Consider the following 24,760-nt stretch of genomic DNA (forward strand, 5'->3'; position numbering starts at 1 on the left):
TTTCCTCACATCATCGCCGGGATGACCCTGTCGGGCGGCTTGTGGCCGTCCATCCAGGTGCGGATGTTGATGATCACCTTCTCGCCCATGTCGATCCGGCCCTCCAGTGTCGCCGAGCCCATGTGCGGCAGGAGAACGGCGTTGGGGAGGTGGAGCAGCTTCGGGTTTATCTGCGGCTCGAACTCAAAGACGTCGAGGCCGGCGCCGGCGATCGCCCCCGTCTTCAATAGGTCGGCCAGCGCCGTCTCGTCGATGATCTCGCCGCGGGCGGTATTGATCAGGATGGCATGCGGCTGCAGCAGTTTGAGGCGGCGCGCCGAAAGCAGGTGATAGGTGGCCGGCGTATGCGGCGAGTGGACCGAGATGATGTCCATACGCGCCAACATCTGGTCGAGGCTGTCCCAATACGTGGCCCCGAGCTCCTCAGCGATCCTTGGGCTGACCGGCTTCCGGTTATGGTAGTGGATCTGCAGACCGAAGGCTCGCGCCCGACGGGCCACAGCCTGGCCGATCCGGCCCATGCCGATGATCCCCAGGCGCTTGCCGGTGATCCGATGGCCCATCATCCAAGTCGGGGTCCAGCCGGTGAAACCACCCCCTTGCGTGACGTTGGCGCCCTCAACGATCCGCCGGGCCACCGCCATGATCAACGCCATGGTCAGGTCGGCGGTATCCTCGGTCAGGACACCGGGCGTGTTGGTGACGGTGATCCCGCGCCCGTTGGCGGCGGCGACGTCGACGTGGTCGATTCCGGCCCCGAAGTTGGCGATCAGTTTCAGCTTCGGCCCAGCCCTTTCGAGCAGGGCTTCGTCGATCTTGTCGGTGATGGTCGGCGCAAGCACATCGGCGCGTCCCACCGCCTCCACCAGCTGATCGCGGGTCAGCGGCTGATCAGTCAGGTTGAGCTCGGTGTCGAACAGCTCACGCATCCGGGTCTCCACCGGATCGGGGAGCTTTCGGGTGACGATGACTTTCGGCTTGGGGGCTGCCATGTGCGACTTGAATGAGATTGGGGGTGACTCGAAAGCGAGATGCCGTGAAGAAGGGGGCGTTCCTGCGCCGCTTCACCGGCGCATCCTGTTGTTTGCAACCTCTAGCAAAGGCGTCATGGGCGGCCAAGGCGAGGCTATTGAATTGGTGCGGCCGCAGCGCCGGGCGCCGAAAGTCGCGGCGCAGGCGCTGGCGGCTGTTGTCATTGCGGCTGCGGGCCTCGTAGGCGGCGCGGCGGCGGCCGAGCGGCAGACGCCGTCGGGGATGCCGGTGCCGCGATACGTGTCCCTCAAATTCGACAAGGTGAACGCTCGCGCGGGCCCCGGCGACGACCACCGGCTGCTTTGGGTCTATGAGGTCCGCGGCCTGCCACTGCAGGTGATCGCCGAAACCGCCGAGTGGCGCCGCGTCTGCGATCCGGAAGGATCGCTCGCGTGGGTCCACAAGCGCGTCACCGATGGGCGGCGCATGACCATGAACACCAGCCAGGCCGCCGTGCCCCTCCTGCAAAAGCCCCAGGACGACGCCAGGCCCGAGGCATACCTGAACCCCCGCTCGCTGGCCGCGGTCGACCGCTGCCGCAAGGGATGGTGCCGCGTGCGCGCCGACCACGCATCGGGCTGGGTGCGCGAAGGCGGCCTCTGGGGAACGACGGACGGGCCCCAGTGCCGGCCCCAAGGTCACTGAGTTCCGTCATTGAGGAAGGGGTTCGGCTCTGCTAGGGCCAGTCGCCTTAGAGGGACGGACCGCAGATGACGCAAGCCAAGGCTAAGGATCACTACAGCTTCGACGAGCTGATGACCTGCGCGCGCGGGGAAATGTACGGGCCGGGCAACGCGCAGCTTCCTGCGCCGCCTATGCTGCTGTTCGATCGCATTACGAAGATCACCGACGAGGGCGGGGCCCACGGCAAGGGCCTCATCGAGGCCGAATTCGACATCCGCCCCGACCTCTGGTTCTTCGATTGCCACTTCATCGGCGATCCGGTGATGCCGGGGAGCCTGGGACTGGATGCGCTGTGGCAACTGGTCGGATTCTATCTGGGCTGGATCGGCGGCAAGGGTCGCGGGCGCGCGCTTGGCTGCGGCGAGGTGAAGTTCGGCGGTGAAGTCACGCCGGCCATCAAGACTGTCACCTACAAAATCGAGATGAAGCGGGTTATCAACCGTCGCCTTGTGATGGGGATTGGCGACGGGGTGTTGGAAGCCGACGGGGTTCCCATCTATTGGGCGCAGGACCTTCGCGTCGGCCTTTACCAGCGGCCCTGACGGGCCCTCGAGTCGGAAGGAAGCCATGCGCCGCGTCGTCGTCACCGGGATGGGCGTCGTCTCATCGATCGGCAACAACACCAATGAGGTCGTGACGGCCCTTCGCGAGGCGAAATCGGGCGTGGTCGCAGCGCCGGAGTACGCCGAACTCGGCTTCCGCTGCCAGGTACACGCCCCGCCGCAAATCGACTGGGAGTCGATGGTGGACCGTCGGGCGGCGCGGTTCCTGGCCCAGGGCACGGCCTTCGGCCACATCGCCATGGAACAGGCGATCGCCGACTCGGGCCTGGAAGAGGCGGAAATCTCCAACGAGAAGACGGGCCTGATCGTCGGCTCCGGCGGGCCGTCCACCCGGATCATCGTTGAGGCGGCCGAGATCACCCGCACCAAGGGCCCCAAGCGCGTCGGTCCCTTCGCCGTGCCCAAGGCCATGAGCTCCGGCCCCTCGGCGACGCTCGCCACCTGGTTCAAGATCAAGGGCCTGAATTTTTCGATTTCCTCGGCCTGCGCCACCTCGGCCCACTGCATCGGAGTCGGCTACGAGCAGATCCTGATGGGCAAGCAGGACGTGGTCTTCGCGGGCGGCGTCGAGGAACTCGACTGGACCCTCAGCGTCATGTTCGACGCCATGGGCGCCATGAGCTCGAACTTCAACGACAATCCAGCCGTGGCCAGCCGCGCCTATGACAAGGATCGCGACGGCTTCGTCATCGCCGGTGGCGGCGGCGTCGTCGTTCTTGAGGAATACGAGCACGCCAAGGCCCGGGGCGCGAAGATCTACGGCGAGATCATCGGCTATGCCGCCAACTCCGACGGTCACGATATGGTCGCCCCGTCGGGAGAGGGCGCGGTGCGCTGCATGAAGCTCGCCATGGCGACCATCGGCGGGCGGACCATCGACTACTTGAACCCGCACGGCACCTCGACGCCGGTTGGCGATCAGAAGGAGATGGAGGCCGTCCGCGCCGTCTTCGGTGACAAGCCCCCCCTGATCTCGTCAACGAAATCGCTGACCGGGCATAGCCTGGGCGCCGCTGGCGCGCAGGAAGCGATCTACTGCCTGCTGATGATGAACAACGGCTTTGCCGCCAAGAGCGCCAACATCGAAACTCTCGACCCAGCATTCGCCGACCTGCCGATCCTCCTGGAGCGTTCGGACAAGCCGCTCGAGACAGTGATGTCGAACAGCTTCGGCTTCGGCGGCACGAACGGCTGCCTGGTGATGGCGAAGATCTGAGGACGCCGTGTTCGCCCCGCGCGGGGAAGAACAGTCGCAGAAAATCCCGGGGAAGAGGGAACGGAGCGATCCGATTCCCGGGCGAATCTGAGTTTTCCGTGGCTCAGACCTTCGTGGCCGCTCGCGCGGCGGCCTCTTGCTCTCTCGCTTCGCCCCGGCCACAAACCCCACAACGAAACGCCGGGAGACGCCACGTGGCCGACGATTACCAGATGCCCAAGGGCGAACTGATGCGCGGCAAGCGCGGGATCGTCACCGGGGTGGCCAACCATCAATCCATCGCCTGGGGAATCGCCAGCCAGCTGGCGGCTCAGGGCGCGGAAATGGCGTTCTTGCACCTGCCGGGCATGGAGCGGCGCGTGCAGCCGCTGGCCGAGAGCATCGGCGTCAAGGTGCTGGCGCCAGTCGACGTCACCGACGACGCCTCGATGGATGCGGGCTTCGCCGCTGTCGAGAAGGCCTTCGGAACCATCGACTTCTTCGTCCACTCCATTGCATTCGCGCCTCGTGACCAGATCGGCGGCTCCTTCGTGGAGAACGTGTCACGCGCCGGCTTCCTGCAGGCCATGGACATCAGCGTCTATTCCTTCGCCGATTGCTGCCGACGGGCCTCGAGACTGATGCCGAACGGCGGCTCGATCATCACGCTCAGCTTCATGGGATCAGAAAGGGCGTTTCCGAACTACAACACCATGGGCGTGGCCAAGGCGGGGCTCGAGGCGGCGGTTCGCTATGCGGCCCGCGATCTTGGTCCTGCGGGAATCCGGGTCAACACCGTCTCCCCCGGCGCCATGCGAACCCTCTCGCTGGCCGGCATCCAGGGCGGACGGGCCATGCTGGCCAAGGGCCGCGCACTCAGCGCCATGAAGGATAACGCCTCGATGGAAGGCGTCGCCGGGACCGCGCTGTGGTTGCTGTCAGACTTGGGGAGCTCGACCACCGGCGAGCTGATCCACGTGGACGCCGGCTTCCACATGATGGGTTTCGGCGAAGATGAGGACGAGGCGGGAGCCTGATTCCATGAGCGATGCCGACGTCGATGTGATCATCGCTGGCGCGGGCATCGCGGGCGCGACGTTGGCGCTGGCGCTTAACCAGGCCGGGCTGAAGCCTCTGCTGATCGACCCTGTGGTGTTCGACGCCCAGATCGCGCCGACCTTCGATGGTCGCGCATCGGCCATCGCCTACGCCGCCTTTCGTCAGTGGCGCGCGCTCGGGCTCGGCGCGGCCCTGGAGCCGCACGCCCAACGGATCGAGCAGATCCTGGTCACCGATGGCCAAACCCCAGGGCCGGCCTCCAGCGGGACTGGTCCCTTCTTCCTGCGCTTCGATTCGACCGAAATCGCCGACAGCTCAGACGGCGAGCCCCTCGGCTACCTGCTGGAAAACCGTCATATCCGCGCCGCCCTCGCCGCGGCGGTGATCGATGCCGGCATCGAGGTGCTGGCGCCGGCAAAGGTCGCTCGCGCAGCGTTCGGGCCGCGCGAAGCGGCGGTGACGCTAGCCGACGGGCGGGAGTTGCGGGCTCCGGTGGCCGTCGGGGCGGAGGGGCGCGGCTCGGTGATCCGCACCGAGGCCGGGATCGGCGCGGTCGGCTGGGACTATCGACAGACCGGCGTCGTTGCGACGGTGCGCCTGGAGCGGCCCCACGCCGGCGTGGCGCACGAATATTTTCTGCCAGGCGGCCCCTTCGCCATTCTGCCGCTGACCGACAATCGCGCGAGCCTGGTCTGGACTGAGAGCCGCAGCCGCGGCGCGGCCCTGAAATCGGCCCGACCCGAGATTTTCCACGCCCACCTGCAACGTCGCTTTGGCGATTTTCTGGGCCAGGCCACGGTCGAGGGTCCGGTTTTCACCTATCCGCTCAGCCTGCAGCTCGCCGAGCGTCTCGTCGCGCGGCGCGCGGCCCTCCTCGGCGACGCGGCTCACGGCGTGCACCCGATCGCCGGCCAGGGGCTGAACCTGGGGCTGAAGGGCGCCGCGGCCCTGGCCGAGGTCCTAGTCGAGGCCATGCGCCTGGGCGAAGACATCGGCTCCGAGGTCGTGCTCGAGCGCTACGCTGCCTGGCGCAGGTTCGACACGGTCACGCTGTCGGCGGGTATGGACGCCTTCGTACGCCTGTTTTCCAACGACAACCCAGTGCTGCGGCTTGCGCGCGGGGCCGGGATGGCGGCGGTCAATCGCATCGGCCCGGCTCGGCGCTTCTTCATGACCGAAGCGGGGGGCGCGGTAGGGGATTTGCCACGACTGCTGAAGGGCGAGGCGCTCTAGTAGCCACAAACTACGAGGGGGGGCAGATGGGGCCTGGTCAGGTTGGCGCGGGTCGGCTGGCTTTCGCCCGGAGCGGTCGCCGCCTCGCCCTACCGGGGCCCATCCTGGGCGACGCCGGGTGAGAGGCGGAGCAGGACGGCTCGCCACCGCCCCTGCGTTTACGCTACTCGGTCTTGAGTGTGAAATTCGAGGCCATGACGCAGCGAGGCATGTCGCGGTGGATGATCAAGCTCGCGGGCTGGCCGGCGCCGGGGACGAAGAACCATGAGCCGGCCTTCGACGTGACGGTCAGCGTGGCGGGGCTGGTGAACTGGCATACCTTATCCGTGCCCAGGCCCTTGCCGCCGGCGTCCCTGACATCGGAGCAACTGGCGTCGCCGGCGGTGCGGCCTATGGCGGTTCCGTCGTAGTCGAAGGTCTTCAGCGCAGTGTAGCGTTTGGCCCCGAACTCGGCGGCCGTGAGCGCCGGGCAGGGCGGGCCTTGGATGTTCCAGGCCTTTGCGGTGGCGATATGGCTTTCGCGGTCGCGCATGAACTGGAATGTGACGAGGCCGATGCCGGCCGTCAGCACCACCGCCGCGCCGATCACATGCGCCAGGCCATACCGCCGAATCGCTGCGAAATCTCGAGCCCCGGCAGGCTTAGTCGGCATCGGTGAGTTCGCGAGCCTCCTCGGGCAGCATGATCGGCACCCCGTCGCGGATCGGATAGGCCAGGCGCGCGCCGCGGCTGACCAGTTCGCCCTTGGTGCGATCGAACTCCAGCGGCCCGTGCGTTACCGGGCAGACCAGAATCTCCAGCAGGCGCGGATCGACTTCAACGTCCGAAAGGGTGGGGGCTGTTTCCGTCATGCCAGGCAGTCCTACTGCAAGGAATGACCCTCGTCATCGCCGTCGTTCACCCCGTCGATCTCGAGCAGGGTGGAGAGGGTCTCGAACCGGCCCGTCAGCGTAGGCGCCTCCAGCAGCGCCTGTTTCTCGGCAGGCTCGAAGGGAAGGCCCATGGACAGGCTCGTGACCAGGGCCTCCAGCGGAGCGGTCTGGGCGGTTTCCCAGTCGATATCGAGTTCGCGACGGTTCAGGTAGCGCTTCAGGGCGTTGGCGAAGCGGCTCCGGGCCGCCTCCGGCGCCTGGGCAGCGCCGTCCTGCTTCAGGTCTGCTTCAAAACGTTCGTAGCGAGCGCGAACCTGGCGGTAGGGCCCCTGGAAACTCAATTCTTCGCCCGTGTCGAAGCGGCACACCCCTGTGAGGGTGATCAGATAGCGGCCATCGGCGGTCTCGGCGTAGGCGGTGACGCGGCCGGCGCAGCCGACCCCTGACAGCCTCGGACGCTCGCGGTCGCCGCCCGGCCGGGTCTGGATCATGCCGATGATCCGGTCACCTGCCATCACGTCGTCGATCATGTTGAGATAGCGCGGCTCGAAAATCTGCAGCGGCAGGTCCCCGCCCGGAAGCAGCAGGGCCCCGTCGAGCGGGAAGACCGGGATCATCTGCGGCAGCTCGGCGGTGCGGCGATAGGCCTGCATTGGGCTCCCTCCGCGGCGGCTCAACTGAAAAGTATGGCCGACAGGCGCCGGCGCCCATTGCGGGCCACCTCCGACATTTGGCCCGCGGCTTCGAACACGGTGAGCAACTGCTTACGCGCGGCCTCGTCGTTCCAGGCCCGGTCCCGCTCGACGATCGTCAGAAGCTCGTCGGCCGCCTCCGCGAGTTTGTGATTGCCGGCCAGCGCCCTGGCGAGTTCGAAGCGCGCCTCGTGGTCGTTGGGGTCCTTGGCCAGCCGGGCTTCGAAGGCCGCGGTCTCCGACGGCGCTTCCGCAGCCAGCACCAGCGCCGCGCGCACGCTGTCGAGGTCCGGATCCTTGGCGCCCTCGGGGGCCATCGACAGGATCTCTTTCGCCCGTTCAGTGTCGCCCGAGGCCATGTAGACCTTCGCCATGCCGCCAAGCGCCTTCACATTGGACGGGTCGGCCTGCAAAACCTGCGCATAGGCTTGGGCCGCGCCGCCCATATCGCCGAGCTCCAGGGACTCTTTTCCCATCGCCAGCATGTCGTCGAGAGGCGAGGGCCCGCCCTTGGCCAGCTTGGCGAGCTTGTCGACGAAAGCCTTCACCTGGCTGTCCGGGAGCGCCCCCATGAAGCCATCGACCGGCTGGCCGTCGACAAAAGCGAACACCGCCGGAATGGATTGCACCCGAAGCTGGCCGGCGTAGGCCGGGTTCTTGTCGATATCGACCTTGACGAGCTTCACCGCGCCCTTGGCGGCCGTGACGGCCTTTTCCAAAGCCGGGCCGAGCTGTCGACAGGGGCCGCACCAAGTCGCCCAGAAATCGACGATCACCGGCTGGTCACGCGAAGCGTCCAGAACGTCCGCGGCGAAGCTGGCGTCGGTCGCGTCCTTGATGATCTCGCCGGCCGGCTTGCCGGCGGTTTCCCCGATCAGGCTCATGCCCTGTTCCTCAAATCCATGTCGCTAAACACCTGGGCGCCAAGATGGTCCCAGAAGGCTCCCGCTTCAACGCGCGTCCACGTCATCGACCACCGCCATCGTCTGGAAATCGACAACCAGGGGCCTGACTCCAGCGGCCGCCAGGAATTTGCGGAAGCCGGCCTGCTCAATCCCGGTGGTGGCCGTGTTGGTCAGCGGGTGGAAGTTAACCCGGCTCGCATCAGCCAAGGTTCGATCCAGCACGAAACGTATCCGTCGATCGGTGTCGTTGATGAGGGCGAACGCCGTGACCGAGCCCGGCGTCACGCCAAGCGCATCTTCCATCAACGCCGCATTGCCGAACGACAGCCGCGCCGAACCGATCACTTGGTGCAGGCGCTTGAGGTCGATGACCGTGCGATCCGCCGCCGAGATCAGCCACAGTTGCCCCTTGGCGTCTTTCAGGAACAGATTCTTCGTGTGAGCGCCCGGGATGGCAGCCTTGATCTCTTCCCCCTCGCCGACGCGGAACACCGCCGGATGGTCGTGGGTGCTGTGATCGATGCCCAGGCTGTCCAGCAGGGCGATCAGGTCGTCGCGGGTCTTCATGTTGGCGGTCATACCGGAACTGGACGCGAAGGCGACCCACTGCTTTAGGGTCTGGACAATCGCTCACGAGGTCGCGCGCCCCAATGCCCCTTGAACTGGAATGCTACCCGACGGTCGAGCCAGGCGTCGCGCCGCCGGAAATTGTGCCGGGGCGCCAGCCGCGGGACTGGATGGACGCCTTCCACGCCCGGCACGCTTACCGCTGCTTGCCGATGAACATGGCGAACACTTCCGGCTGGGAGATACTTTGCCCAATGTCGTTCACCGCCGAATGGAACGGCGGCATCCATCAGGACGACATCAAGCTGACGCCGGACCGGCCGCATCCCCACTTCAGCCGCTTCGCCAAGAGCCATTTCAGCCACGGCGTGGTGACGATGCATACCGGCTACATGTTCCGTACGCCGCCGGGCTGGTCGCTGATGGCGATGGGGGCGCCGAACCACGTCAAGGACGGCATCCAGCCGCTGGCCGGCGTGGTGGAGACGGATTGGCTGCCCTTCCCCTTCACGATGAACTGGCTGTTCACACGCCCGGGCAAGGTGCGCTTCGAGAAGGGCGAGCCCTTCTGCTTCATCACTCTGATCCAGGACAAGTTCCTCCATGACATCCAGCCGGTGATCAAGCAGCTCGATTCCAACCCGGAGCTGAGCCACCAGTACAGTGTCTGGGAGAAGCACCGCACCGAGTTCAACCAGCGCATTTTCCGCAACGATCCGGAGGCGACCAAGGAGGCCTGGCAACGCTACTACTTCAAGGGCGAGTACCCCGAGGACGTGGCGCCTGCCCGTGAGGACCACGTCAACAAGCGCCGGCTGAAGGAGCCCCGTTTCGGGCGGTGAAAGCGTCGCACCGGCTTGGGCCGCCAACCCGCCTTGCCAACCCGGAGGGTGTCTGCCATAAGCCGCCTCTCGATTTTTCGGGGCGCCCGTATCTCGCTACAGGGCCTCGAGGAGCGCGGGCGTAGCTCAGTGGTAGAGCACAACCTTGCCAAGGTTGGGGTCGAGAGTTCGAATCTCTTCGCCCGCTCCAAAATACCTCTGTGAAAACAGAGAGGTAACGCCGCCCTCTGGGCGGCGTTTCTGCTTCCACGGCCTCTTTTCACATTGCCCGGAAGCACATGGAAGCAGCGGAAGCAAGCTGCTGCGCGTTTTCGGCCGCGTTGGCGGACAAAGCGCCCATATGGAAGGTTCGATTGTTGGAAGGCTAGCGGCAAGGGAGGCTTTAGAACGACCAATTCTTGACTCTGAGCCGAAGTCTACGATGTCCGCAGTCCGGTCGCACGGCGGCCGCTGGCCAGCCGGTGATCGCCCGCCAGCGCATCGCGCAACTCGCCGACTTCGCGGTTCAGGGCTTTCAGCCGATCAACTGTCATGCCTGAACGATCGATCAGGGCGTCGCCCAGGCAGTGGCTTTTGGCCACAAGCGTGCGACCGGCTTCCGTGAGCCAGACCTGAACGTGGCGTTCGTCGACCTGGCTGCGCCGACGGCCGACCAGGCCCGCCTGCTCCAGCCGCTTGGCTGGCGGGGTCACCGTGCTGGATTCCAAGGAGAGGCGACCGGCGATCGCGCCGATGGTCTGGCCGTCGCGCTCGCCCAGTACGGTCAGCACCAGATACTGCGGATAGGTGATCCCCATCTCGTCAAGCATCGGCTTGTACATCCGCGTGATGGCCATACTGGCGGAATAGAGCGTGAAGCAGATCTGGTCGTCTAACGGGTAGGCCATGGAAAATTCCCGGCGGGGGGCGACACCGTGCGCACTTCGTATCACGCGAAATGGTATCGCGAAAATTTTTGAGATGGACAGGCGTGCTCGCCCCCCTATTGTGACTGATATCGCGATATACAATACTGCGATATCGAAAAGAAGGATCCCCTATGAGCCCGTCAGACGACCGGGTCTCCCGCCGCGGCGTAGTGGCCGCCGGGCTAGGCCTCGCCGCGACCGCGACCTTGCCTATGACCACTTCGGCGCAAGCTAACCCGGCGGCCGGGCCCACACCCTCAGGAGCCAAGACCATGAGCAGCAACACGATCACCACCAAGGATGGCACGGAGATCTTCTACAAGGATTGGGGGCCCAAGGGCGGCCAGCCCATCGTCTTCAGCCACGGGTGGCCCCTCAGTTCCGACGACTGGGACGCCCAGATGATGTTCTTCCTACTGCACGGCTACCGGGTCGTAGCGCATGACCGGCGCGGCCACGGCCGGTCCACCCAAACCGACGGCGGCCACGACATGGATCACTATGCCGACGACCTCGCCGCGGTGGTGGCTCATCTCGACCTGGAGAAGGCCATCCATGTGGGCCACTCCACCGGCGGCGGCGAGGTCGCCCACTACATCGCGCGGCACGGCGAAAGCCGCGTGGCGAAGGCCGTGCTGATTAGTTCGGTCCCGCCGATCATGGTCCAGACGCCGTCCAACCCGGGCGGCATTCCGAAAAAGGTGTTCGACGACCTGCAGGTCCAGGTGGCCACGAACCGCGCCCAGCTTTACCACGACTTCCCAGCCGGTCCGTTCTACGGCTTCAACCGCCCCGGCGCCAACGTGCGCCAAGGCATCATCGACAACTGGTATCGTCAGGGCATGATGGGCGGCGCCAAGGCCCACTACGACGGTATTGTGGCCTTCTCCCAGACAGACTTCACCGAAGACCTGAAGAAGATCAGCGTTCCGGTCCTGGTCATGCATGGGGAGGATGATCAGGTCGTGCCCTACGCCGACTCCGGCCTGCTCTCGGCCAAGCTCGTCCAGAACGGCACGCTCAAGTCCTACAAAGGCTTCCCGCACGGCATGCCGACCACGGAAGCGGCGACGATCAACGCCGACCTCCTCGCCTTCTTCAAGGCCTAGGAACTGCAGATCGGAGCGTCCGCCTGACGGCGGGCGCTCTACTGCCGCGGCTCTCGCACATGCGCTGAAGGAAGAGATCGAAATGACCAGCCAACCCATTCGCGATCCGGCCACGGATCATCTGCTGACCCCGGAGAACTCCGCGCTGATCATCATCGACTATCAGCCGGTGCAGGTTACATCGGTGGCGTCGATGGACCGCCGCGCGATGGTCGCCAACATCTCCGCGGTGGCGAAACTGGCGAGACTGTTCAAGCTTCCGGTCGTTCTCTCGACCGTGAATGTGAAGACCGGCAAGAACGCGCCGACGATCCACCAACTGCAGGATATCCTTGGCGGCGTCGAAGCGCTGGACCGAACCACCATCAACGCATGGGAGGACCAGGAATTCGTCGCAGCGGTCAAGGCGACCGGACGCAAGAAGCTGATCATGACGGCGCTGTGGACCGAAGCCTGCCTGGCGTTCCCAACCCTCGATGCGCTCCGCGACGGCTATGACGTCTATCCCGTCGTGGACGCGGTGGGGGGCACCTCGCTCGAGGCCCATCGCGCCGCGCTTGAGCGCGTGGCGCAGGCCGGCGCGAAGCTGACAAGCTGGGTCCAGATGGCCTGTGAACTGCAGCGCGACTGGGTGCGGGCGGACACGTCGGCGACCTTCGCGGAAATCCTGTTTGCGGTCGAGGGCCATTGACCATCGGCGTGCTCAGTCGGCCCGGTTTTCGTTGGAACAATATTCCAGCCGCTCGCTGCCACGCGCCCGTGTATTGACGCCGGCCTCATGTCGAGCCGCTCCCCATCCACGCCCAGTAGACGACGCGGGCTGGTTGTCTGCAACGGGTCGACAGCGCCTGTTCGGCTGAGTGTCGTGTCCCTGGCAGTGCCAATGACTGCAACTGGCGCTCAGGGCGCACCGGGCAGTCCAAGGGCGCCACAGAGGATCGCGTGGAGGGCGACCGGGTCGAGGGAGCGCTTCGCTTGTGCTGCGCCCGGGCCGTAGGCGTCGGTATCGATGACATCAGGGCCACGGATAGTGGCCACGACGACCAGCGTGCGGTTGTCGGCTACCTTCGCGGCCGCCGCCGCGGCGTCGCGTTCCGCCTCGCCTTCGCTGGCTACGACCAGCACATAGCCTTTCGGGCTCTTGCCAAGCACGCTGATCGCGACGCGGGTCATGTCAGCCAATGAGGGCTGGCCCGCGTTTGCTTCGCTCCCGTCCTGGGTCATAGCGTCCGGCGCGAACAGGCCCAGCAGGTAGCCCGGGGACCCGCTGGCCGCTTTAGTCAGCTCGGTGGCGGTCCACACATAGTGCCCTAGCGGATTCCGCCGGCCCCAACGCACGATGAGGTCGTCGCCATCGCCCCGCACGCCGTGGCGCTCTCTTTGGTCCGGGTCAACCTGCTCGGACCTCAGAAAGGCCAATCGGCCTCCGCCCAGCGCCACGTCCAGGCCACCGTGGTGGTCGAACAGGATCAGTTGCCGGGCGATGTCCTGGCAGCCGGACGTCAGCGCCTCGGCTGGCATGCGGGTGTCGACTTCCCAATCCGTGTCGCTGACGTGGGCGTAGGCGGCCGCAGCAAGTGGACGAGTGATCCGATCCGTGGTCGCCACCCCAGCGGCCCGACCGGCGTCCTTGGCCTGCTCGATCAGTGTGGCCAGCTTGTGCGCGGGCGAAGGGGCGCACTGGCCTTGCGATAGCCCCGTGACGCCGATCATCCACGGGGCAATCTTAACCCCGGTCATCATCGCGGCAGTCGCGGCGGAAGCTGCGCGGACGTCAGCGTCCGCGGGCGGACCGCCAATGATCAGGATTAGGCTGCGTGCGTGTTCTCGCGCGTCTGCGGGCGAGGCGGCCGACCACAACAGCACGCTAGCGGCCAGCGGGCCGGCCCAAGACAGCTTCCGCATCGCCCATCGCCTTTGCATCCTTAGCTGACCCGTGCTCGCCTCCGCCACACTGTCCCGGCGAGGGCGCCTGGGACACCCCGTTCCGAACAACTTCGGTATAGGGTCCAGTGTGCCCCGTTGAGGTACTGCGCGAATGTCTGCAATCGGAAGCGGGTCGAATGTCTGGTCGTGGGGCCGAGTGGACCCGCAACAAGCCGCGATCGCGCCGTGAATGTTGCTAACGCTCCGGTCCACACAAGCGCCGGCGACGTTGCTGGGTCGTGCCTCTGGGCTGGCCCCGCGACGGCGGGGCCGCCGGGAGGCGCAGCCCCTGAAGATTCTGCGTCAGCCGCCTGCGAGCAGAACCTCGCGGGCGGCGCGAGTCCGGGCTGCATCGTCGGTGCCCGCGCCCAGCGGCACGACGTTTATAGCCATAGCCTCGAATATCGTAGCGTCCTCTGGGGTGAATGTCCCGCGCACGGTCACCCCCCAGACGGCCCTGGCGATCGGATAGGCGAAGCCCCACCGTGCCGCGGCGCAGGCGCGCTCCAAGGCTTCGTCGCTCAACAGTGACATGGCGTGGTTCGCATGGGCGTCCAGCAGATTGAGGGCCCAGCGACGCAGGAAGGACGTCAGAATGCTGACATCCATCGCGCTGAGGTCGGGATTGTCGGAGGTCACCTTCACCCAGATCGCCGCAAAGTGAGGGGCCTCCATCGAGGCCGCCAAGACCATGCCGCGCTCTGTTCGCGCTTGTTGCATCAGCGCCCGCTGATTGCGTTCGGCCTGACCGACCTGGATGGCGAGATAGACGATCGAGACAACGACCGCGGCGGCCGCGACCGTCTGGCTGAGATACGAAACCTGCTCGAGTGTCATCGCGCCCCCCACAGGGGCAAGCTCTCACAAGACCCGGGCAGAAGTCACGCCGCGAGGTCTTCGGAGAAGGCGATCGATGCCTCCGGCTTCCGTCGCCCCATGAGGACGTTTGATAGGTCCGGTAACAGAGCTAGGCCCTATGACCGCTGGCGCGACCCGGACTCGCGCCGCGCGCCACCTGAGGCGCAAAACCAACGAACGCCGCCGAACTTCAGTCGGCGGCGCGCGTCGTGCATGATTTCACAGGCTCAAACTATCTTAAGGCGAAGCTGGAATCCTGCAGCCCGGCCTTCCCGGAGTCGGGTCGGCGCTGAACCAGCGGTCCCGCCTTGAAGCTCTCCCCAATACCCGACTGGGCGTCTAGGCGGCAGTTGGCGCTCGGCGCGCTGATCGTCTGGCTGATCTCTTTCCTGGCGACGATCCCTGCCATTCCGCGCCTTCTCCGTACGGTCGGCGACACGGACGACGCGCTTCGCCTGACCATGGTGCGGGATTTGGCCGGTGGTCGCGGTTGGTTCGACCAACGGCTCAGCCGGTTGCAGCCGCCGCAAGGCCTCTACATGCACTGGTCGCGGCTGGTGGATGGCGCCGAGGCGGCGCTGCTAAAGCTTTTCGCGACAGTGCTGCCTGCCGATCAGGCCGAGATGGCGATGCGCATGACCTGGCCGGTGCTCTGGGTCCTGCCCTTGACCGCTGCGGTCCTCTTGATCGCCCGACGCCTGGGGGGTGGCAGGGCGGTGTTCATGGCGATCGTCACCGCCGCCCTCAGCTTCCACGCATCCGGCGAGTTCACGCCCGGCAGAATAGACCATCACGGGGTGCAGATCACCTGCTGCCTGCTGGCCCTGGCCGCCGCGGCGCAACGCCCGGCGAGGGTGGCCTGGGCCGCGGCGTGCGGCCTCGCCTCGGCCCTGGGCCTCGCTGTCGGCCTGGAGGCTCTGCCGTTCCTGGCGCTGATCGGCGCGACACTGGGTTGCTGGTGGGCGTTCGGGCATCGTTCCGGACGTCTCCTGGCCGGCTACGGGGCTGCGCTCGGCGGGGGGGTCTTGGCGTTGCACGCGCTGCAGACGCCGCCGGAACGCTGGATGACGCCGGCCTGTGACGCCCTGGCCATCAATCTCGTGGCCGGTCTGGGCGTGACGGGGGCCGGCCTCTGCGCCGCCGCGATGCTGGGCGCACGATGGGGTCGGCCGGCGCGACTGGGGATGCTGGGCGTGGTCGGGATCTTAGCCGCCGCGGTCTACCTCGCCGTAGAGCCGCTCTGCGCCCACGGTCCGATGGCAGCCCTGGATCCCGAACTGAAGGCGGTCTGGCTGGCCAATGTGCGCGAGATGACCCCATGGCTTGTCCTCATCGGCCGCGATCCGGCCCTGGCGGTCGCGATGGCGGCGCCGGCGGTCATGGGTATGGCCGGCTGGCTGTGGCTTGGGCGTCGCGCGGACATCCGGGCCAATCCAGCCTGGCAGCTGACCGGCGTGCTTCTGTTCGCCTCCCTCCCCCTTACGCTGCAGGCCGGCCGCTATATCCAATATTCGGTGTGGTTCGCCGCGCCGGTCACAGCGGCGGCCCTGGTGGATTTCGCCGACGTACTGCTGGCGGGGCTGATGGTTCCCACCGTGCTGATCTTCGCGGCCGCCACGATGGTCCCCGGCCTGGCGATCGGGCGCCTGGGGGCTGGACAGGGCCACCGCCCAGGCTTGGGGGGTGCGACCGCTGCGGACCACTGCACCGACACCCGCGCCCTTCAACCTCTGGCCAAGCTTCCACCCGGCCTGGTGCTGAGCGAGATCGACGAGGGGCCCTATATCCTGGCCGATACGCCGGATGCGGCCCTGCAGGCCCCATACCACCGCATGGGCTGGGGCATCAAAGAAGCCCGGGCCGCATTAGGGGCCCCGCCGGCGGAGGCCGAGCGGCGGGTGCGGGCGCTGAAGGTCACCTATGTCCTCAATTGCGCCGCCCACGCACGGCAGAGTGACCGCAGGAGCCTGAGCGCCGATAGCCTCCAGAAGACCCTGGACGTCGGGCAGGTCCCGGCGTGGCTTGAGCCCCTTTCCCAGCCCCGGGAGCCTCTGCAGATATTTCGCGTGCGATGACGCTACACGTCCGGGCCGAAGCCCGGTAAATCACCACTGCTACGGACCAACATGGGTCCAGGGGGACTAACATGGCCCACGATGCCGCCTTCGAGGCGCATGAACACGCCGAGCATGCCGAGCATGCCGCCCACAGCCAGGACCCGTTCATAAGCCGGGTTTCGATCACCATCGCCATCCTGGCGGTGATGGCGGCCGGCGTAAGCAGCCTTGAGACCCTTGAAGCGAGCGGGGCGATCACCTCGGCCAGCGAGGCGGTGCTGAGCCAGGACAAGGCCACCGACGTCTGGGGCGAATACGAGGCCGACAGCCTGAAGAAGCATCTCTACGGCCTTGCCGCCGACGCCGGCGGCGCGAAGGCGGCGCAATACCAGGGTACGTCCAAGGAACAGGTCGCCAAACAGGCCGAGCTCAAGAAGCAAGCCCAGGATGATGAGGCGGAGCGAGACAAGCTTCTGGCCACCAGCCGCATCCACGAGCATCGCCACCATTGGCTGACCGCTGCGGCCACCCTGGTGGAGATCGGCATCGCCATCTGCACGGTTGCGATCATCACCCGGCGCAGGGCTTTCTGGCTGAGCTCGATCGGGCTTGGGCTTGCGGGCCTGGCCTTGTTCGGCGCGGCCTACCTGCTTTGAGCGGCCTGCTTGGGTGCGGGCGGGTACTGGATCCTGGGCCTGAGGTTCTCGACCACAGCGCGGGCGTCGAACGCGCGCGGGTCGTCGGCCGGCTTGGCGCCCTTGCGCATGATGATCTCGGCCGAAGCCTCGAAGCTCTGGACCGTGTGAATGTCGATGCTATCGGCCCAGAACGGGCCGCCGAACCAAGGGTCCCAGGTCCGCCAACCATATCCGGCGCCACGATAGCGCCAGTAGGGTCGCCAGTAACCGAATCCGCCATACCAGGGGCTGTAGAACGGGTCAGGGTCCACGTAGGTCCGCACACTTCGGTCGGTGTTGCGGTCATTGATCGAGAACCAGTCGTAGCCGCTCTGCAGGGTTAACTCGGCCGAGCGAAAGAGCAGGTAGCCCTCGACGGTCTCCCGCGAGGTCATGCTGTTGCCGGCAAAGTTGACGCGCCACCTGTCCGGCTCAAGCCGCAACTCGGAGTAGCCGCCGGTTGTCGCCTGGCCGTGGATGTTCGGCTGGTAGGGCGTGGGCGTGACGCAGCCCGCCAACCCCGCCGCCAGCACCAGAACGGTTGCGAGCGCCGCCGATTTCTTGATCATCTTGCCGTCTCGAAGCGAGGAAACCCTCGAAAGATGTCGCCCAATCCTCACAACACTTGGCCCCAATTGTGGTTGCGGTGTTTCGCTTCTGTGAAGCTTGTTTCGCTTCCTATGCGAAACCCGTCGCCAAGTCGTAGACGATCTTGCCGAGCGCTCCGAAAAGCAGGATGGCGCTCGCCACGCTCTGGATCAGAAACCCAGTCTCGCGCTTAGCCGGATCGGCGATGTAGCCCCGCGAATAGAGCACGCGCCCGATGATCCAGACCACTCCGAGGCCCGCGGCGACCAACTCATTCCAATAGACGGCGAAGAGCCACAGGCCGGCCAGGAAAATCGGCAGCCATTCCAGCGTGTTGTAGTGCACGCGGATGGCGCGCTCCAAAATCGGGTCTCCAGTCATCGCCGGCGCGGCGACGCCGCTTTTGCGGCGCGCTCCGGCGACCTGCAGCCCCATCCAGAAATAGGTCAGCAGCGCCAGTACGGTGACGATGGCCACCCAGCGGTGCGCGATCATGATGTTTCCCCCGAAACGGCGAACCAGGCGTCGCCTTGGTTCGAGCTTGACACGTAACGGGGGTAGGCGGGAACCGGCTATGCGATGTCGCGGGTTTAGGCTCCCGAGGGTTCATCGGGAGAATGCCCATGCCCATGCCCATGCCGATCGAGGTGGAATCCGGGGCGATCAGCCAGATCGACTATGACGCGTCGCGCGCGAAGCTGCTGGTCCGCTTCGTAAGCGGCGAGCGCTACGTCTACGTCGGCGTGCCGGCCGAGGTCTGCCGGTCTCTCATTCGCGCGGACTCGAAGGCCCGCGTCTTCCAGCGGGAAATCCGCGACCGCTACCCGTTCAACCGGCTGGACAGCTAGGTTTTCATCCGCTTGTCGCGCTGCGCCTTCACCCGCAGTCGCAGGGCGTTGAGCTTGATGAAGCCTGACGCGTCGCGGTGGTCGTAGGCGACGGCGCCTTCCTCGAAGGTCACCAGGTCCTGATCGTAGAGCGAATAGGGGCTCGAGCGGCCGATGACGGTGACATTGCCCTTGTAGAGCTTCACCCGCACCTGACCGGTGACCATCTGCTGCGAAAGATCGATCGCCGCCTGCAGCATTTCGCGCTCCGGCGAGAACCAGAACCCGTTATAGATCAACGAGGCGTACCTAGGCATCAACTCGTCCTTCAGGTGCATGGACCCGCGATCGAGAGTGATGGATTCGATGCCCCTGTGGGCGGCCAGCAGGATCGTGCCGCCGGGGGTCTCGTAGACGCCACGCGACTTCATCCCGACAAAGCGGTTCTCCACTAGGTCCAGGCGGCCGATCCCGTTGTCATGGCCGAGCTGGTTCAGCCTGGTGAGCAGGGTGGCCGGTGAGAGCGTTTGACCATCGATCGCAACCGGGTCACCGTTTTCGAAGTCCATCGTGAAGATGGCCGGCTTGTCGGGCGCGTCCTCGGGCGCAATGGTCCGCTGGTGGACGAATTCCGGCGCCTCGACGGCGGGATCCTCCAGAACCTTCCCCTCGGACGAGGAGTGCAGCAGGTTGGCGTCGACGCTGAACGGCGCCTCGCCGCGCTTGTCCTTGGTGATCGGGATCTGGTGCTTCTCAGCGAAGTCGAGCAGCGCCTCGCGGCTCTTGAAATTCCACTCGCGCCAGGGCGCCACAACGCGGATGTCGGGCTCAAGGGCGTAATAGGCCACCTCGTAGCGGACCTGATCGTTCCCCTTGCCGGTGGACCCGTGGGAAACGGCGTCGGCGCCAACCTTGCGCGCGATCTCGATCTGCTTCTTGGCGATCAGCGGCCGGGCGATGCTGGTGCCCAGCAGGTACTGGCCTTCGTAGACCGTGTTGGCGCGGAACATCGGAAAGACGTAGTCGCGGACGAACTCCTCGCGGACATCCTCAACGAAGACGTTTTCCGGCTTTACGCCCAATGTCATCGCCTTTTGGCGCGCGGGCTCGACCTCCTCGCCCTGGCCCAGGTCGGCGGTGAAGGTCACCACCTCGGCGCCGAGCTCGGTCTGCAGCCACTTGACGATGGTGGAGGAGTCGAGGCCGCCGGAATAGGCGAGCACGACCTTCGTGACGGGCTTGTCGGCCATGGTGGGCGGGAATCCTGGAAAGAGCGGGAGGAAACGTCGCGCGCCTTTAAGGGCGAACGGGGCGCAAATTCAAGAGATGGCGTTCAGGGCTTCAGCGCCTCGGCCAGCCAGCGCAGGTGCAATAGCGCCAGCAGCGACGCCGAAATCGCCCGCACCCCGAACAGGATAAAGGCCCCATCTCCCTGCGCCCCCCTGGCTTGCAGGGCGAGCCACAGGCTGGCGGCGAAGCTCGCCGCGGGCAGGAGCCAAAGGGCGATCGCCCGCGGGGTCTCCGCGCCGAGAAATCTTACGTGCGTGCGCCCCTCGGTGCGCGCCCAGGCGTGTCTCGATGCTGCGAACATGATGGTGAGCGCGATCACCCACAGGGCGTCGCCTGAGTAAGCGCCGATCATGCTCCAGGGAACCTGAGAGAACACTACCTAGACCGTCACCTGGGTCCCGAGCTCCACCACCCGGCCCGGAGGAATCTTGTAGAAGTCGGTGGGATTGGCGGCGTTCTTCATCAGGAAGATGAATAGCTTGTCCTGCCACATGGGCATCCCGGACTGAGCTGACGGCACCACGGAGCGTCTTCCGAGGAAGAAGCTGGTGGCCATGATATCGAACTTTAAGCCGAGCTTGCGGCACAGTCCGAGCGCCTTGGGCAGGTTCGGGCTTTCCATGAAGCCGTAGGAGACAATCACCTTCTTGAAATCGTCGTTGACCGGTTCGATGCGGATGCGGTTGTCATCGGCGACGCGCGGCGTCTCCGCCGTCTCTATCGTCAGCACGATGTTTTTCTCATGCAGCACCTTATTGTGCTTGAGGTTGTGCATGAGCGCCACCGGCGCCATCGAGGCGTCGGAGGTGAGGAAGATCGCCGTACCCGGAGCCCGGTGCGGCGCACGGGCCTTCAGGATCTCCGAAAGCTCGATCAGAGGCACGCTGTCGCGGCGGGTTTTGTCGGTGAGGATCTGAGCGCCGCGGGTCCATGTCCACATGACCACCACCAGCGCCCCACCCAGGGCCAGAGGCAGCCAGGCGCCCTGCGGGATCTTGAGCAGGTTCGAGGAGATAAAGGTCATGTCGAGCACGCCGAACCCGGCGACTGCCAGGAGCGCCACCCACATCGGCCGCTTCCACATGTAACGGACGATCACGAAGAAAAGCAGGGTGTCGACGAACATCGCCCCGGTGACCGCGATGCCGTAGGCGGCCGCCAGGTTCTCCGATTTTTGGAAGACGAACAGCAGGAAGAGGACACCCACCATCAGGAAGGTGTTCACCTGCGGCACAAAGATCTGGCCCGCCTGGGTTTCAGAGGTCCTGAGGATCGAGATCCGGGGGAAGAGCCCGAGCTGCACGGCCTGCTGGGTCATCGAGAAGGCGCCGGTGATCACCGCCTGCGAGGCGACGACCGTGGCGACGTTGGCGAGAAGCAGGACCGGCCAATAGATGGCCTGGGGGATCATCTGGTAGAACGGGTCAGTGTGGGCGGCGGGATGGTGCAGGACGAGCGCCCCCTGCCCCAGGTAGTTCAAAAGCAAGCTCGGCAGGACGAGCACCACCCACGCTGCGCGGATCGGGCCCTTCCCGAAGTGACCCATGTCGGCATAGAGCGCCTCGGCGCCGGTGACCGCCAGGAAGACGCTGCCCAGGATCACGAACCCGAGGAAGCCGTTGTCGATCAGGAAAATCACGCCGTAGTGCGGCGAGAGCGCGCGGAAGATCGTTGGATCTTCGGCGATGTGATAGATGCCGAGACCGGCCAGGACCAGGAACCACACCGCGCAGACTGGCCCGAAGAACTTGGCCACGCTGGCCGTTCCCCTGGCCTGCACCAGGAACAACATCACCAGGACGAAGGCCGCGATCGGGACCACAAACCTTGCCGCCTCATGGGGAACGCCCGGCGCATCGCGCACGCCCTCGACGGCGGCGAGGACCGACATGGCCGGCGTGATGATTCCATCGCCGTAGAAGAGCGCCGCACCGGCCATGCCCAACAGCAGGACCCAGCCGGAGCGGCGCGGCACGAAGCGCTGGGCCAGCGCCATCAGCGCCAGCGTCCCGCCCTCGCCCTTGTTGTCGGCGCGCATCAGGAAGATGACGTACTTCACCGTGACGATGAGGATCAGCGCCCAGGTGACGAGCGAGACCACGCCGAGCACGGCGAGTTCGGGGGAAACCGTCGCACGGGTATGCCGCAGCGCCTCGCGCATGGCGTAGAGCGGGCTCGTCCCGATGTCGCCGAAGACGACGCCCATCGAACCTAGAGCCAAGGCCCAGAACGTTTCTTTTTGGGGGGAGCGATGCGACTCCTCGGGCACCTCTGTGGCGCCCACAGCCGGATCAGCCATCCAATTTCTCCGGGAACGTACCGCTGTTCCCTTGGTCGGCCCGATGCCGTCTTGCGGCCGGCGCGATACACCCATTCCACACCCCGTTCAATGGCCGCTCGCTTCGGAGGCGACTTGCGGCCGAAGCATCGCAACGCTTTTCCTTGAACGGTCGCAAGCCGGGCCTAGGTTCGCCCGGCGGATGTGGAGGGGCGAATGGATCGGAGACTGGCGCTGGTGACCGGCGCCTCGGCAGGCATCGGCGCGGCTTTCGCGCGCACCCTGGCAAGCCACGGCTATGACGTGGCGCTGACGGCCCGTCGCGCCGAGCGGCTGGACAAGCTCGCCGAGGAGGTCTCGCTACGCTATGGCGTCGAGGCCCTGACCATCGCCGCCGACCTGGCCGAGCCTGACGCGCCGGGGCAGATTCTCGACTTCCTGACCGCCCATGGCCGCACGGTCGACGCCTTGGTCAACAACGCCGGCTACGGAATCCCCGGGGCCTATGCCGACACCCGCTGGGAGGATCAGCGCGCCCTGATACAGGTGATGATGACGGCGCCGGCTGAACTCGTACACCGCGTGCTGCCAGGCATGATCCACAAAAGGTTCGGCCGGATCGTCAACGTCGCTTCGCTGGCGGGCCTGGTCCCCGGTTCGGCAGGCGCGACCCTCTATGGCGCGACCAAGGCCTTCATGGTGCGCTTTTCGCAGAGCCTGCACCTGGAAACCGAGGCGCAGGGGGTGCATGTGAGCGCGCTCTGCCCCGGCTTCACCTATTCCGAGTTCCACGACGTCAACGGCACGCGGGCCCAGATCAGCCAAGCGACCCCGCCATGGCTCTGGCTGGGCGCCGACGAGGTGGCCGCTGCGGGCTACGAGGCCGTCGAGGCCAATCGCGCGATCTGCGTGCCCGGCGCGCCGAACAAAGCCATCGCCGCCGTCACCAAGCTGATCCCGGACGACTGGGCCCTGGCGATCATGGCCTCCCAGGGACCGCGCTTTCGGAAGGTCTGAAGTTCCTTATCCGGCTGCGCAGCTCAGCTCGGGGTAGGCGGCGTCGTGGAAAAGCCCCCGATCGGCTTCTCGGCAGATCCGCGAATGGGGCGACGATCGCTATTTCGCGTAGGGCGCCGCCGCCTCCGGCCGGATAAGGTCGTGGGTGGAGTCCGCGATGCCGGCCAGCATGAACTGCACGGCCATGGCGCAAAGGATCAGGCCCAGCACCCGCACGACGATCGCAAGCCCGATCCTGCCGAGCAGACGGCTGATCAACGGGGTCGCGAGGAACGACAGCAGAGTGGCGACCGACACCGCCAGGATCGCGCCGATCCCGATCGCCATGCCCTGCAAGCCGAACGGCCTGGCCTGGCTGGCGTAGATGATCACTGTCGAGATTACGCCCGGACCGATCAGCAGTGGCATGGCGAAGGGCACGATCATCTGTTCGACGCGGCGGCGGACATAGGTGCGGGTGTCGCCGCTAGAGGCCTCCGCGCCGCCGACCACGCTGGACACGAAATCGTCGCCGATCATCCTCAGGGCCAGAATGAACAGGATCACCCCGCCGGCGATGCGGAAGGCGGGCAGCGAGATGCCGAAGAAGGCCAAAAGGCTCAGCCCGGTGAAATAGAAGAAGGTCAGGAAGCCCAGCACAAAGATCGAGATGACCAGGGCGATCTGCGCGCGTTCGCGGCTGCTTGCGCCCGCGGTCGAGGCGGCAAACAGCGGCACGTTGCCCACCGGGTCGAGGAGGGCGAACAGGGCGATGAAGAAGTTGACGGCGAAGTCCCAATGGCTCATCCAGCGGTCTTAGCCCAAATCGCTGCGCGAACCGAACCGCGGTCCGCGCCCTCATGCCCGGAGCCTCGCCATGGCCGCCGCCGCGCTCGCAGACGCCCCCGTGATCGCCGACAAACGCCTTATCGTTCCCTTGGACGTCCCGAGCGCCGAGGAGGCGCGCGCGATGGTGGCCGCGATCGGCAGCGCGGTCAGCTTCTACAAGGTTGGGCTGGAGCTCTTCGCAACCGATGGGATGGCGCTGGCGCGCGAGCTGAAGGCTCAGGGCAAGCAGGTGTTCCTGGACTGGAAGCTGCACGACATCGGCACGACGGTGCAGCGCGCCGCCACAGTGATCGCTCAGGCAGGGTGCGACTTTCTCACGGTGCACGGCGAGCCGCAGGTGATGGCCTCGGCGGTGCGCGGGCGCGGCGCCTCTGGCCTGAAGATCCTGGCGGTGACCGTCCTCACCAGCCTCAACGACGACGACCTGCACGAGATGGGCTATCCGCACTCCACGCGCGCACTGGCGGAGCGGCGCATCCATCAGGCCATCGCCGCGGGCTGCGATGGCGTGATCTCCAGCCCACGTGAGGCGGAAATGGCCCGCGCCCTCGGCGGCCGCGACTTCCTGGTGGTGACCCCGGGGGTTCGCCCTGATTGGTCGGCCAGGAACGACCAGGCGCGCGCCGCGACCCCGCTCGAAGCGCTGAAGGCCGGCGCCTCTCACATCGTCTGCGGCCGCCCCATCACCGGCGCCAATGATCCACACGCCGCGGCCCTGCGGGTCGCAGCCGAGATGGCGCAAGCCGGCTAAGT

28 protein-coding genes and 1 tRNA gene are annotated in these 24,760 nt (G+C 66.1%); 14 read left to right on the plus strand and 15 right to left on the minus strand.

Translation table 11 applies throughout. The features are described 5' to 3' along the window. Positions 1-5: 5 nt before the first annotated feature. Entirely contained in the window at positions 6-992 is a 987-nt protein-coding gene (locus VGI62_RS20030) for a D-glycerate dehydrogenase (RefSeq protein ID WP_331506335.1), read from the minus strand. 115 nt (positions 993-1,107) lie between these two features. On the opposite strand from VGI62_RS20030, the gene VGI62_RS20035 reads away from it, so the two are divergent. The 5 genes from VGI62_RS20035 to VGI62_RS20055 all read left to right on the plus strand — a co-directional run bounded on the left by VGI62_RS20035 (position 1,108) and on the right by VGI62_RS20055 (position 5,766). Continuing rightward, on the plus strand, positions 1,108-1,677 hold the full coding sequence (locus VGI62_RS20035; protein WP_331506336.1) for an SH3 domain-containing protein: 570 nt from the start codon (positions 1,108-1,110) through the stop codon (positions 1,675-1,677). A 65-nt stretch (positions 1,678-1,742) separates the two neighbouring features. Beyond that, entirely contained in the window at positions 1,743-2,258 is a 516-nt protein-coding gene (gene fabA / locus VGI62_RS20040) for a 3-hydroxyacyl-[acyl-carrier-protein] dehydratase FabA (RefSeq protein WP_331506337.1), read from the plus strand. Positions 2,259-2,283: 25 nt separating this feature from the next. Further along, positions 2,284-3,495, plus strand: a complete 1,212-nt coding sequence (fabB, locus tag VGI62_RS20045) for a beta-ketoacyl-ACP synthase I (RefSeq protein WP_331506338.1) — start codon at positions 2,284-2,286, stop codon at positions 3,493-3,495. 194 nt (positions 3,496-3,689) lie between these two features. After that, the gene (locus VGI62_RS20050) at positions 3,690-4,511 is read left to right on the plus strand and encodes an enoyl-ACP reductase (RefSeq protein WP_331506339.1); all 822 of its coding nucleotides are present in this window, start codon (positions 3,690-3,692) and stop codon (positions 4,509-4,511) included. 4 nt (positions 4,512-4,515) lie between these two features. Then, positions 4,516-5,766, plus strand: a complete 1,251-nt coding sequence (locus VGI62_RS20055; RefSeq protein ID WP_331506340.1) for a UbiH/UbiF/VisC/COQ6 family ubiquinone biosynthesis hydroxylase — start codon at positions 4,516-4,518, stop codon at positions 5,764-5,766. A 163-nt stretch (positions 5,767-5,929) separates the two neighbouring features. Here the strand turns inward: VGI62_RS20055 and VGI62_RS20060 are convergent, their stop codons facing one another. The 5 genes from VGI62_RS20060 to VGI62_RS20080 all read right to left on the minus strand — a co-directional run bounded on the left by VGI62_RS20060 (position 5,930) and on the right by VGI62_RS20080 (position 8,802). Next, the gene (locus VGI62_RS20060) at positions 5,930-6,418 is read right to left on the minus strand and encodes a hypothetical protein (RefSeq protein WP_331506341.1); all 489 of its coding nucleotides are present in this window, start codon (positions 6,416-6,418) and stop codon (positions 5,930-5,932) included. Next, positions 6,408-6,617 carry a Trm112 family protein gene (locus VGI62_RS20065; RefSeq protein WP_331506342.1) on the minus strand — a complete coding sequence of 70 codons (210 nt, stop codon included), beginning with the start codon at positions 6,615-6,617 and terminating at the stop codon, positions 6,408-6,410. The genes VGI62_RS20060 and VGI62_RS20065 overlap by 11 nt, the downstream gene beginning before the upstream one ends. Positions 6,618-6,628: 11 nt before the next feature. Continuing rightward, positions 6,629-7,291 carry an LON peptidase substrate-binding domain-containing protein gene (locus tag VGI62_RS20070; RefSeq protein WP_331506343.1) on the minus strand — a complete coding sequence of 221 codons (663 nt, stop codon included), beginning with the start codon at positions 7,289-7,291 and terminating at the stop codon, positions 6,629-6,631. A gap of 20 nt (positions 7,292-7,311) precedes the next feature. Then, positions 7,312-8,214 (minus strand): co-chaperone YbbN, encoded by a 903-nt coding sequence (locus VGI62_RS20075; protein ID WP_331506344.1) that lies wholly within the window; start codon positions 8,212-8,214, stop codon positions 7,312-7,314. 66 nt (positions 8,215-8,280) lie between these two features. Beyond that, a complete protein-coding gene (locus tag VGI62_RS20080) occupies positions 8,281-8,802 on the minus strand; it encodes a prolyl-tRNA synthetase associated domain-containing protein (RefSeq protein WP_331506345.1) in 522 nt (173 codons plus the stop codon). An 83-nt stretch (positions 8,803-8,885) separates the two neighbouring features. Between VGI62_RS20080 and VGI62_RS20085 the strand changes: the two genes are divergently transcribed. Both VGI62_RS20085 and VGI62_RS20090 read left to right on the plus strand, forming a co-directional pair. After that, positions 8,886-9,644 (plus strand): DUF6065 family protein, encoded by a 759-nt coding sequence (locus VGI62_RS20085; protein ID WP_331506346.1) that lies wholly within the window; start codon positions 8,886-8,888, stop codon positions 9,642-9,644. Positions 9,645-9,759: 115 nt separating this feature from the next. After that, positions 9,760-9,834: transfer RNA gene (locus VGI62_RS20090), tRNA-Gly, on the plus strand. Between the two features lie 226 nt (positions 9,835-10,060). Here the strand turns inward: VGI62_RS20090 and VGI62_RS20095 are convergent. Continuing rightward, a complete protein-coding gene (locus VGI62_RS20095) occupies positions 10,061-10,531 on the minus strand; it encodes a MarR family winged helix-turn-helix transcriptional regulator (RefSeq protein ID WP_331506347.1) in 471 nt (156 codons plus the stop codon). A gap of 293 nt (positions 10,532-10,824) precedes the next feature. Between VGI62_RS20095 and VGI62_RS20100 the strand changes: the two genes are divergently transcribed. Beyond that, a complete protein-coding gene (locus VGI62_RS20100) occupies positions 10,825-11,661 on the plus strand; it encodes an alpha/beta hydrolase (RefSeq protein WP_331506348.1) in 837 nt (278 codons plus the stop codon). A gap of 82 nt (positions 11,662-11,743) precedes the next feature. Next, complete coding sequence (locus VGI62_RS20105; protein ID WP_331506349.1) at positions 11,744-12,352, plus strand: hydrolase; 609 nt, start codon at positions 11,744-11,746, stop codon at positions 12,350-12,352. 209 nt (positions 12,353-12,561) lie between these two features. Here VGI62_RS20105 and VGI62_RS20110 read toward each other — a convergent pair whose 3' ends face one another. Continuing rightward, entirely contained in the window at positions 12,562-13,566 is a 1,005-nt protein-coding gene (locus VGI62_RS20110) for an alkaline phosphatase (protein WP_331506350.1), read from the minus strand. A 324-nt stretch (positions 13,567-13,890) separates the two neighbouring features. Then, positions 13,891-14,424 carry a hypothetical protein gene (locus tag VGI62_RS20115; protein WP_331506351.1) on the minus strand — a complete coding sequence of 178 codons (534 nt, stop codon included), beginning with the start codon at positions 14,422-14,424 and terminating at the stop codon, positions 13,891-13,893. Positions 14,425-14,753: 329 nt separating this feature from the next. On the opposite strand from VGI62_RS20115, the gene VGI62_RS20120 reads away from it, so the two are divergent. Together VGI62_RS20120 and VGI62_RS20125 are read left to right on the plus strand one after the other, a co-directional pair. Then, entirely contained in the window at positions 14,754-16,520 is a 1,767-nt protein-coding gene (locus tag VGI62_RS20120; protein WP_331506352.1) for a hypothetical protein, read from the plus strand. 71 nt (positions 16,521-16,591) lie between these two features. After that, on the plus strand, positions 16,592-17,158 hold the full coding sequence (locus tag VGI62_RS20125; protein ID WP_331506353.1) for a DUF4337 family protein: 567 nt from the start codon (positions 16,592-16,594) through the stop codon (positions 17,156-17,158). On the opposite strand, the gene VGI62_RS20130 is transcribed toward VGI62_RS20125, so the two are convergent. Next, positions 17,146-17,748, minus strand: a complete 603-nt coding sequence (locus VGI62_RS20130; protein WP_331506354.1) for a CC0125/CC1285 family lipoprotein — start codon at positions 17,746-17,748, stop codon at positions 17,146-17,148. The two genes, VGI62_RS20125 and VGI62_RS20130, sit on opposite strands and share 13 nt — an antisense overlap. Positions 17,749-17,857: 109 nt before the next feature. Then, positions 17,858-18,262: an MAPEG family protein gene (locus tag VGI62_RS20135; RefSeq protein WP_331506355.1), complete on the minus strand. Its 405-nt coding sequence runs from the start codon at positions 18,260-18,262 to the stop codon at positions 17,858-17,860. A gap of 128 nt (positions 18,263-18,390) precedes the next feature. Here VGI62_RS20135 and VGI62_RS20140 point away from each other — a divergent pair, with 128 nt between their 5' ends. Next, positions 18,391-18,615 carry a KTSC domain-containing protein gene (locus tag VGI62_RS20140; RefSeq protein WP_331506356.1) on the plus strand — a complete coding sequence of 75 codons (225 nt, stop codon included), beginning with the start codon at positions 18,391-18,393 and terminating at the stop codon, positions 18,613-18,615. On the opposite strand, the gene VGI62_RS20145 is transcribed toward VGI62_RS20140, so the two are convergent. From VGI62_RS20145 to VGI62_RS20155, 3 genes are all read right to left on the minus strand, one after another. Then, the gene (locus tag VGI62_RS20145) at positions 18,612-19,844 is read right to left on the minus strand and encodes an argininosuccinate synthase (RefSeq protein WP_331506357.1); all 1,233 of its coding nucleotides are present in this window, start codon (positions 19,842-19,844) and stop codon (positions 18,612-18,614) included. The two genes, VGI62_RS20140 and VGI62_RS20145, sit on opposite strands and share 4 nt — an antisense overlap. A gap of 83 nt (positions 19,845-19,927) precedes the next feature. After that, positions 19,928-20,236 (minus strand): hypothetical protein, encoded by a 309-nt coding sequence (locus VGI62_RS20150; protein WP_331506358.1) that lies wholly within the window; start codon positions 20,234-20,236, stop codon positions 19,928-19,930. Between the two features lie 27 nt (positions 20,237-20,263). Continuing rightward, positions 20,264-22,183, minus strand: a complete 1,920-nt coding sequence (locus VGI62_RS20155; protein WP_414695713.1) for a potassium transporter Kup — start codon at positions 22,181-22,183, stop codon at positions 20,264-20,266. Between the two features lie 195 nt (positions 22,184-22,378). Between VGI62_RS20155 and VGI62_RS20160 the strand changes: the two genes are divergently transcribed. Then, positions 22,379-23,179: an SDR family oxidoreductase gene (locus VGI62_RS20160; RefSeq protein WP_331506359.1), complete on the plus strand. Its 801-nt coding sequence runs from the start codon at positions 22,379-22,381 to the stop codon at positions 23,177-23,179. A 99-nt stretch (positions 23,180-23,278) separates the two neighbouring features. On the opposite strand, the gene VGI62_RS20165 is transcribed toward VGI62_RS20160, so the two are convergent. Next, a complete protein-coding gene (locus VGI62_RS20165; RefSeq protein WP_331506360.1) occupies positions 23,279-23,965 on the minus strand; it encodes a MarC family protein in 687 nt (228 codons plus the stop codon). A gap of 70 nt (positions 23,966-24,035) precedes the next feature. On the opposite strand from VGI62_RS20165, the gene pyrF reads away from it, so the two are divergent. Next, positions 24,036-24,758, plus strand: a complete 723-nt coding sequence (pyrF, locus tag VGI62_RS20170; protein ID WP_414695714.1) for an orotidine-5'-phosphate decarboxylase — start codon at positions 24,036-24,038, stop codon at positions 24,756-24,758. Positions 24,759-24,760 lie beyond the last annotated feature (2 nt).

The organism is Phenylobacterium sp. (assembly GCF_036495085.1).
In the GTDB taxonomy this organism is placed as follows: Bacteria; Pseudomonadota; Alphaproteobacteria; order Caulobacterales; family Caulobacteraceae; genus Phenylobacterium.

Bases quoted from the DNA above. Each gene is read 5' to 3' on its own strand.
- VGI62_RS20150 (WP_331506358.1), bottom strand. From the start codon at position 20,236: ATGATCGGCGCTTACTCAGGCGACGCCCTGTGGGTGATCGCGCTCACC.
- VGI62_RS20080 (WP_331506345.1), bottom strand. From the start codon at position 8,802: ATGAAGACCCGCGACGACCTGATCGCCCTGCTGGACAGCCTGGGCATC.
- VGI62_RS20115 (WP_331506351.1), bottom strand. From the start codon at position 14,424: ATGACACTCGAGCAGGTTTCGTATCTCAGCCAGACGGTCGCGGCCGCC.
- VGI62_RS20130 (WP_331506354.1), bottom strand. From the start codon at position 17,748: ATGATCAAGAAATCGGCGGCGCTCGCAACCGTTCTGGTGCTGGCGGCG.
- VGI62_RS20100 (WP_331506348.1), top strand. From the start codon at position 10,825: ATGAGCAGCAACACGATCACCACCAAGGATGGCACGGAGATCTTCTAC.
- VGI62_RS20030 (WP_331506335.1), bottom strand. From the start codon at position 992: ATGGCAGCCCCCAAGCCGAAAGTCATCGTCACCCGAAAGCTCCCCGAT.
- VGI62_RS20035 (WP_331506336.1), top strand. From the start codon at position 1,108: ATGGGCGGCCAAGGCGAGGCTATTGAATTGGTGCGGCCGCAGCGCCGG.
- VGI62_RS20065 (WP_331506342.1), bottom strand. From the start codon at position 6,617: ATGACGGAAACAGCCCCCACCCTTTCGGACGTTGAAGTCGATCCGCGC.
- VGI62_RS20105 (WP_331506349.1), top strand. From the start codon at position 11,744: ATGACCAGCCAACCCATTCGCGATCCGGCCACGGATCATCTGCTGACC.
- VGI62_RS20075 (WP_331506344.1), bottom strand. From the start codon at position 8,214: ATGAGCCTGATCGGGGAAACCGCCGGCAAGCCGGCCGGCGAGATCATC.
- VGI62_RS20110 (WP_331506350.1), bottom strand. From the start codon at position 13,566: ATGCGGAAGCTGTCTTGGGCCGGCCCGCTGGCCGCTAGCGTGCTGTTG.
- VGI62_RS20095 (WP_331506347.1), bottom strand. From the start codon at position 10,531: ATGGCCTACCCGTTAGACGACCAGATCTGCTTCACGCTCTATTCCGCC.
- fabA (WP_331506337.1), top strand. From the start codon at position 1,743: ATGACGCAAGCCAAGGCTAAGGATCACTACAGCTTCGACGAGCTGATG.
- VGI62_RS20165 (WP_331506360.1), bottom strand. From the start codon at position 23,965: ATGAGCCATTGGGACTTCGCCGTCAACTTCTTCATCGCCCTGTTCGCC.
- VGI62_RS20125 (WP_331506353.1), top strand. From the start codon at position 16,592: ATGGCCCACGATGCCGCCTTCGAGGCGCATGAACACGCCGAGCATGCC.
- VGI62_RS20055 (WP_331506340.1), top strand. From the start codon at position 4,516: ATGAGCGATGCCGACGTCGATGTGATCATCGCTGGCGCGGGCATCGCG.
- VGI62_RS20160 (WP_331506359.1), top strand. From the start codon at position 22,379: ATGGATCGGAGACTGGCGCTGGTGACCGGCGCCTCGGCAGGCATCGGC.
- fabB (WP_331506338.1), top strand. From the start codon at position 2,284: ATGCGCCGCGTCGTCGTCACCGGGATGGGCGTCGTCTCATCGATCGGC.
- VGI62_RS20085 (WP_331506346.1), top strand. From the start codon at position 8,886: ATGCCCCTTGAACTGGAATGCTACCCGACGGTCGAGCCAGGCGTCGCG.
- VGI62_RS20070 (WP_331506343.1), bottom strand. From the start codon at position 7,291: ATGCAGGCCTATCGCCGCACCGCCGAGCTGCCGCAGATGATCCCGGTC.
- VGI62_RS20155 (WP_414695713.1), bottom strand. From the start codon at position 22,183: ATGGCTGATCCGGCTGTGGGCGCCACAGAGGTGCCCGAGGAGTCGCAT.
- VGI62_RS20060 (WP_331506341.1), bottom strand. From the start codon at position 6,418: ATGCCGACTAAGCCTGCCGGGGCTCGAGATTTCGCAGCGATTCGGCGG.
- VGI62_RS20145 (WP_331506357.1), bottom strand. From the start codon at position 19,844: ATGGCCGACAAGCCCGTCACGAAGGTCGTGCTCGCCTATTCCGGCGGC.
- VGI62_RS20135 (WP_331506355.1), bottom strand. From the start codon at position 18,262: ATGATCGCGCACCGCTGGGTGGCCATCGTCACCGTACTGGCGCTGCTG.
- VGI62_RS20140 (WP_331506356.1), top strand. From the start codon at position 18,391: ATGCCCATGCCCATGCCGATCGAGGTGGAATCCGGGGCGATCAGCCAG.
- pyrF (WP_414695714.1), top strand. From the start codon at position 24,036: ATGGCCGCCGCCGCGCTCGCAGACGCCCCCGTGATCGCCGACAAACGC.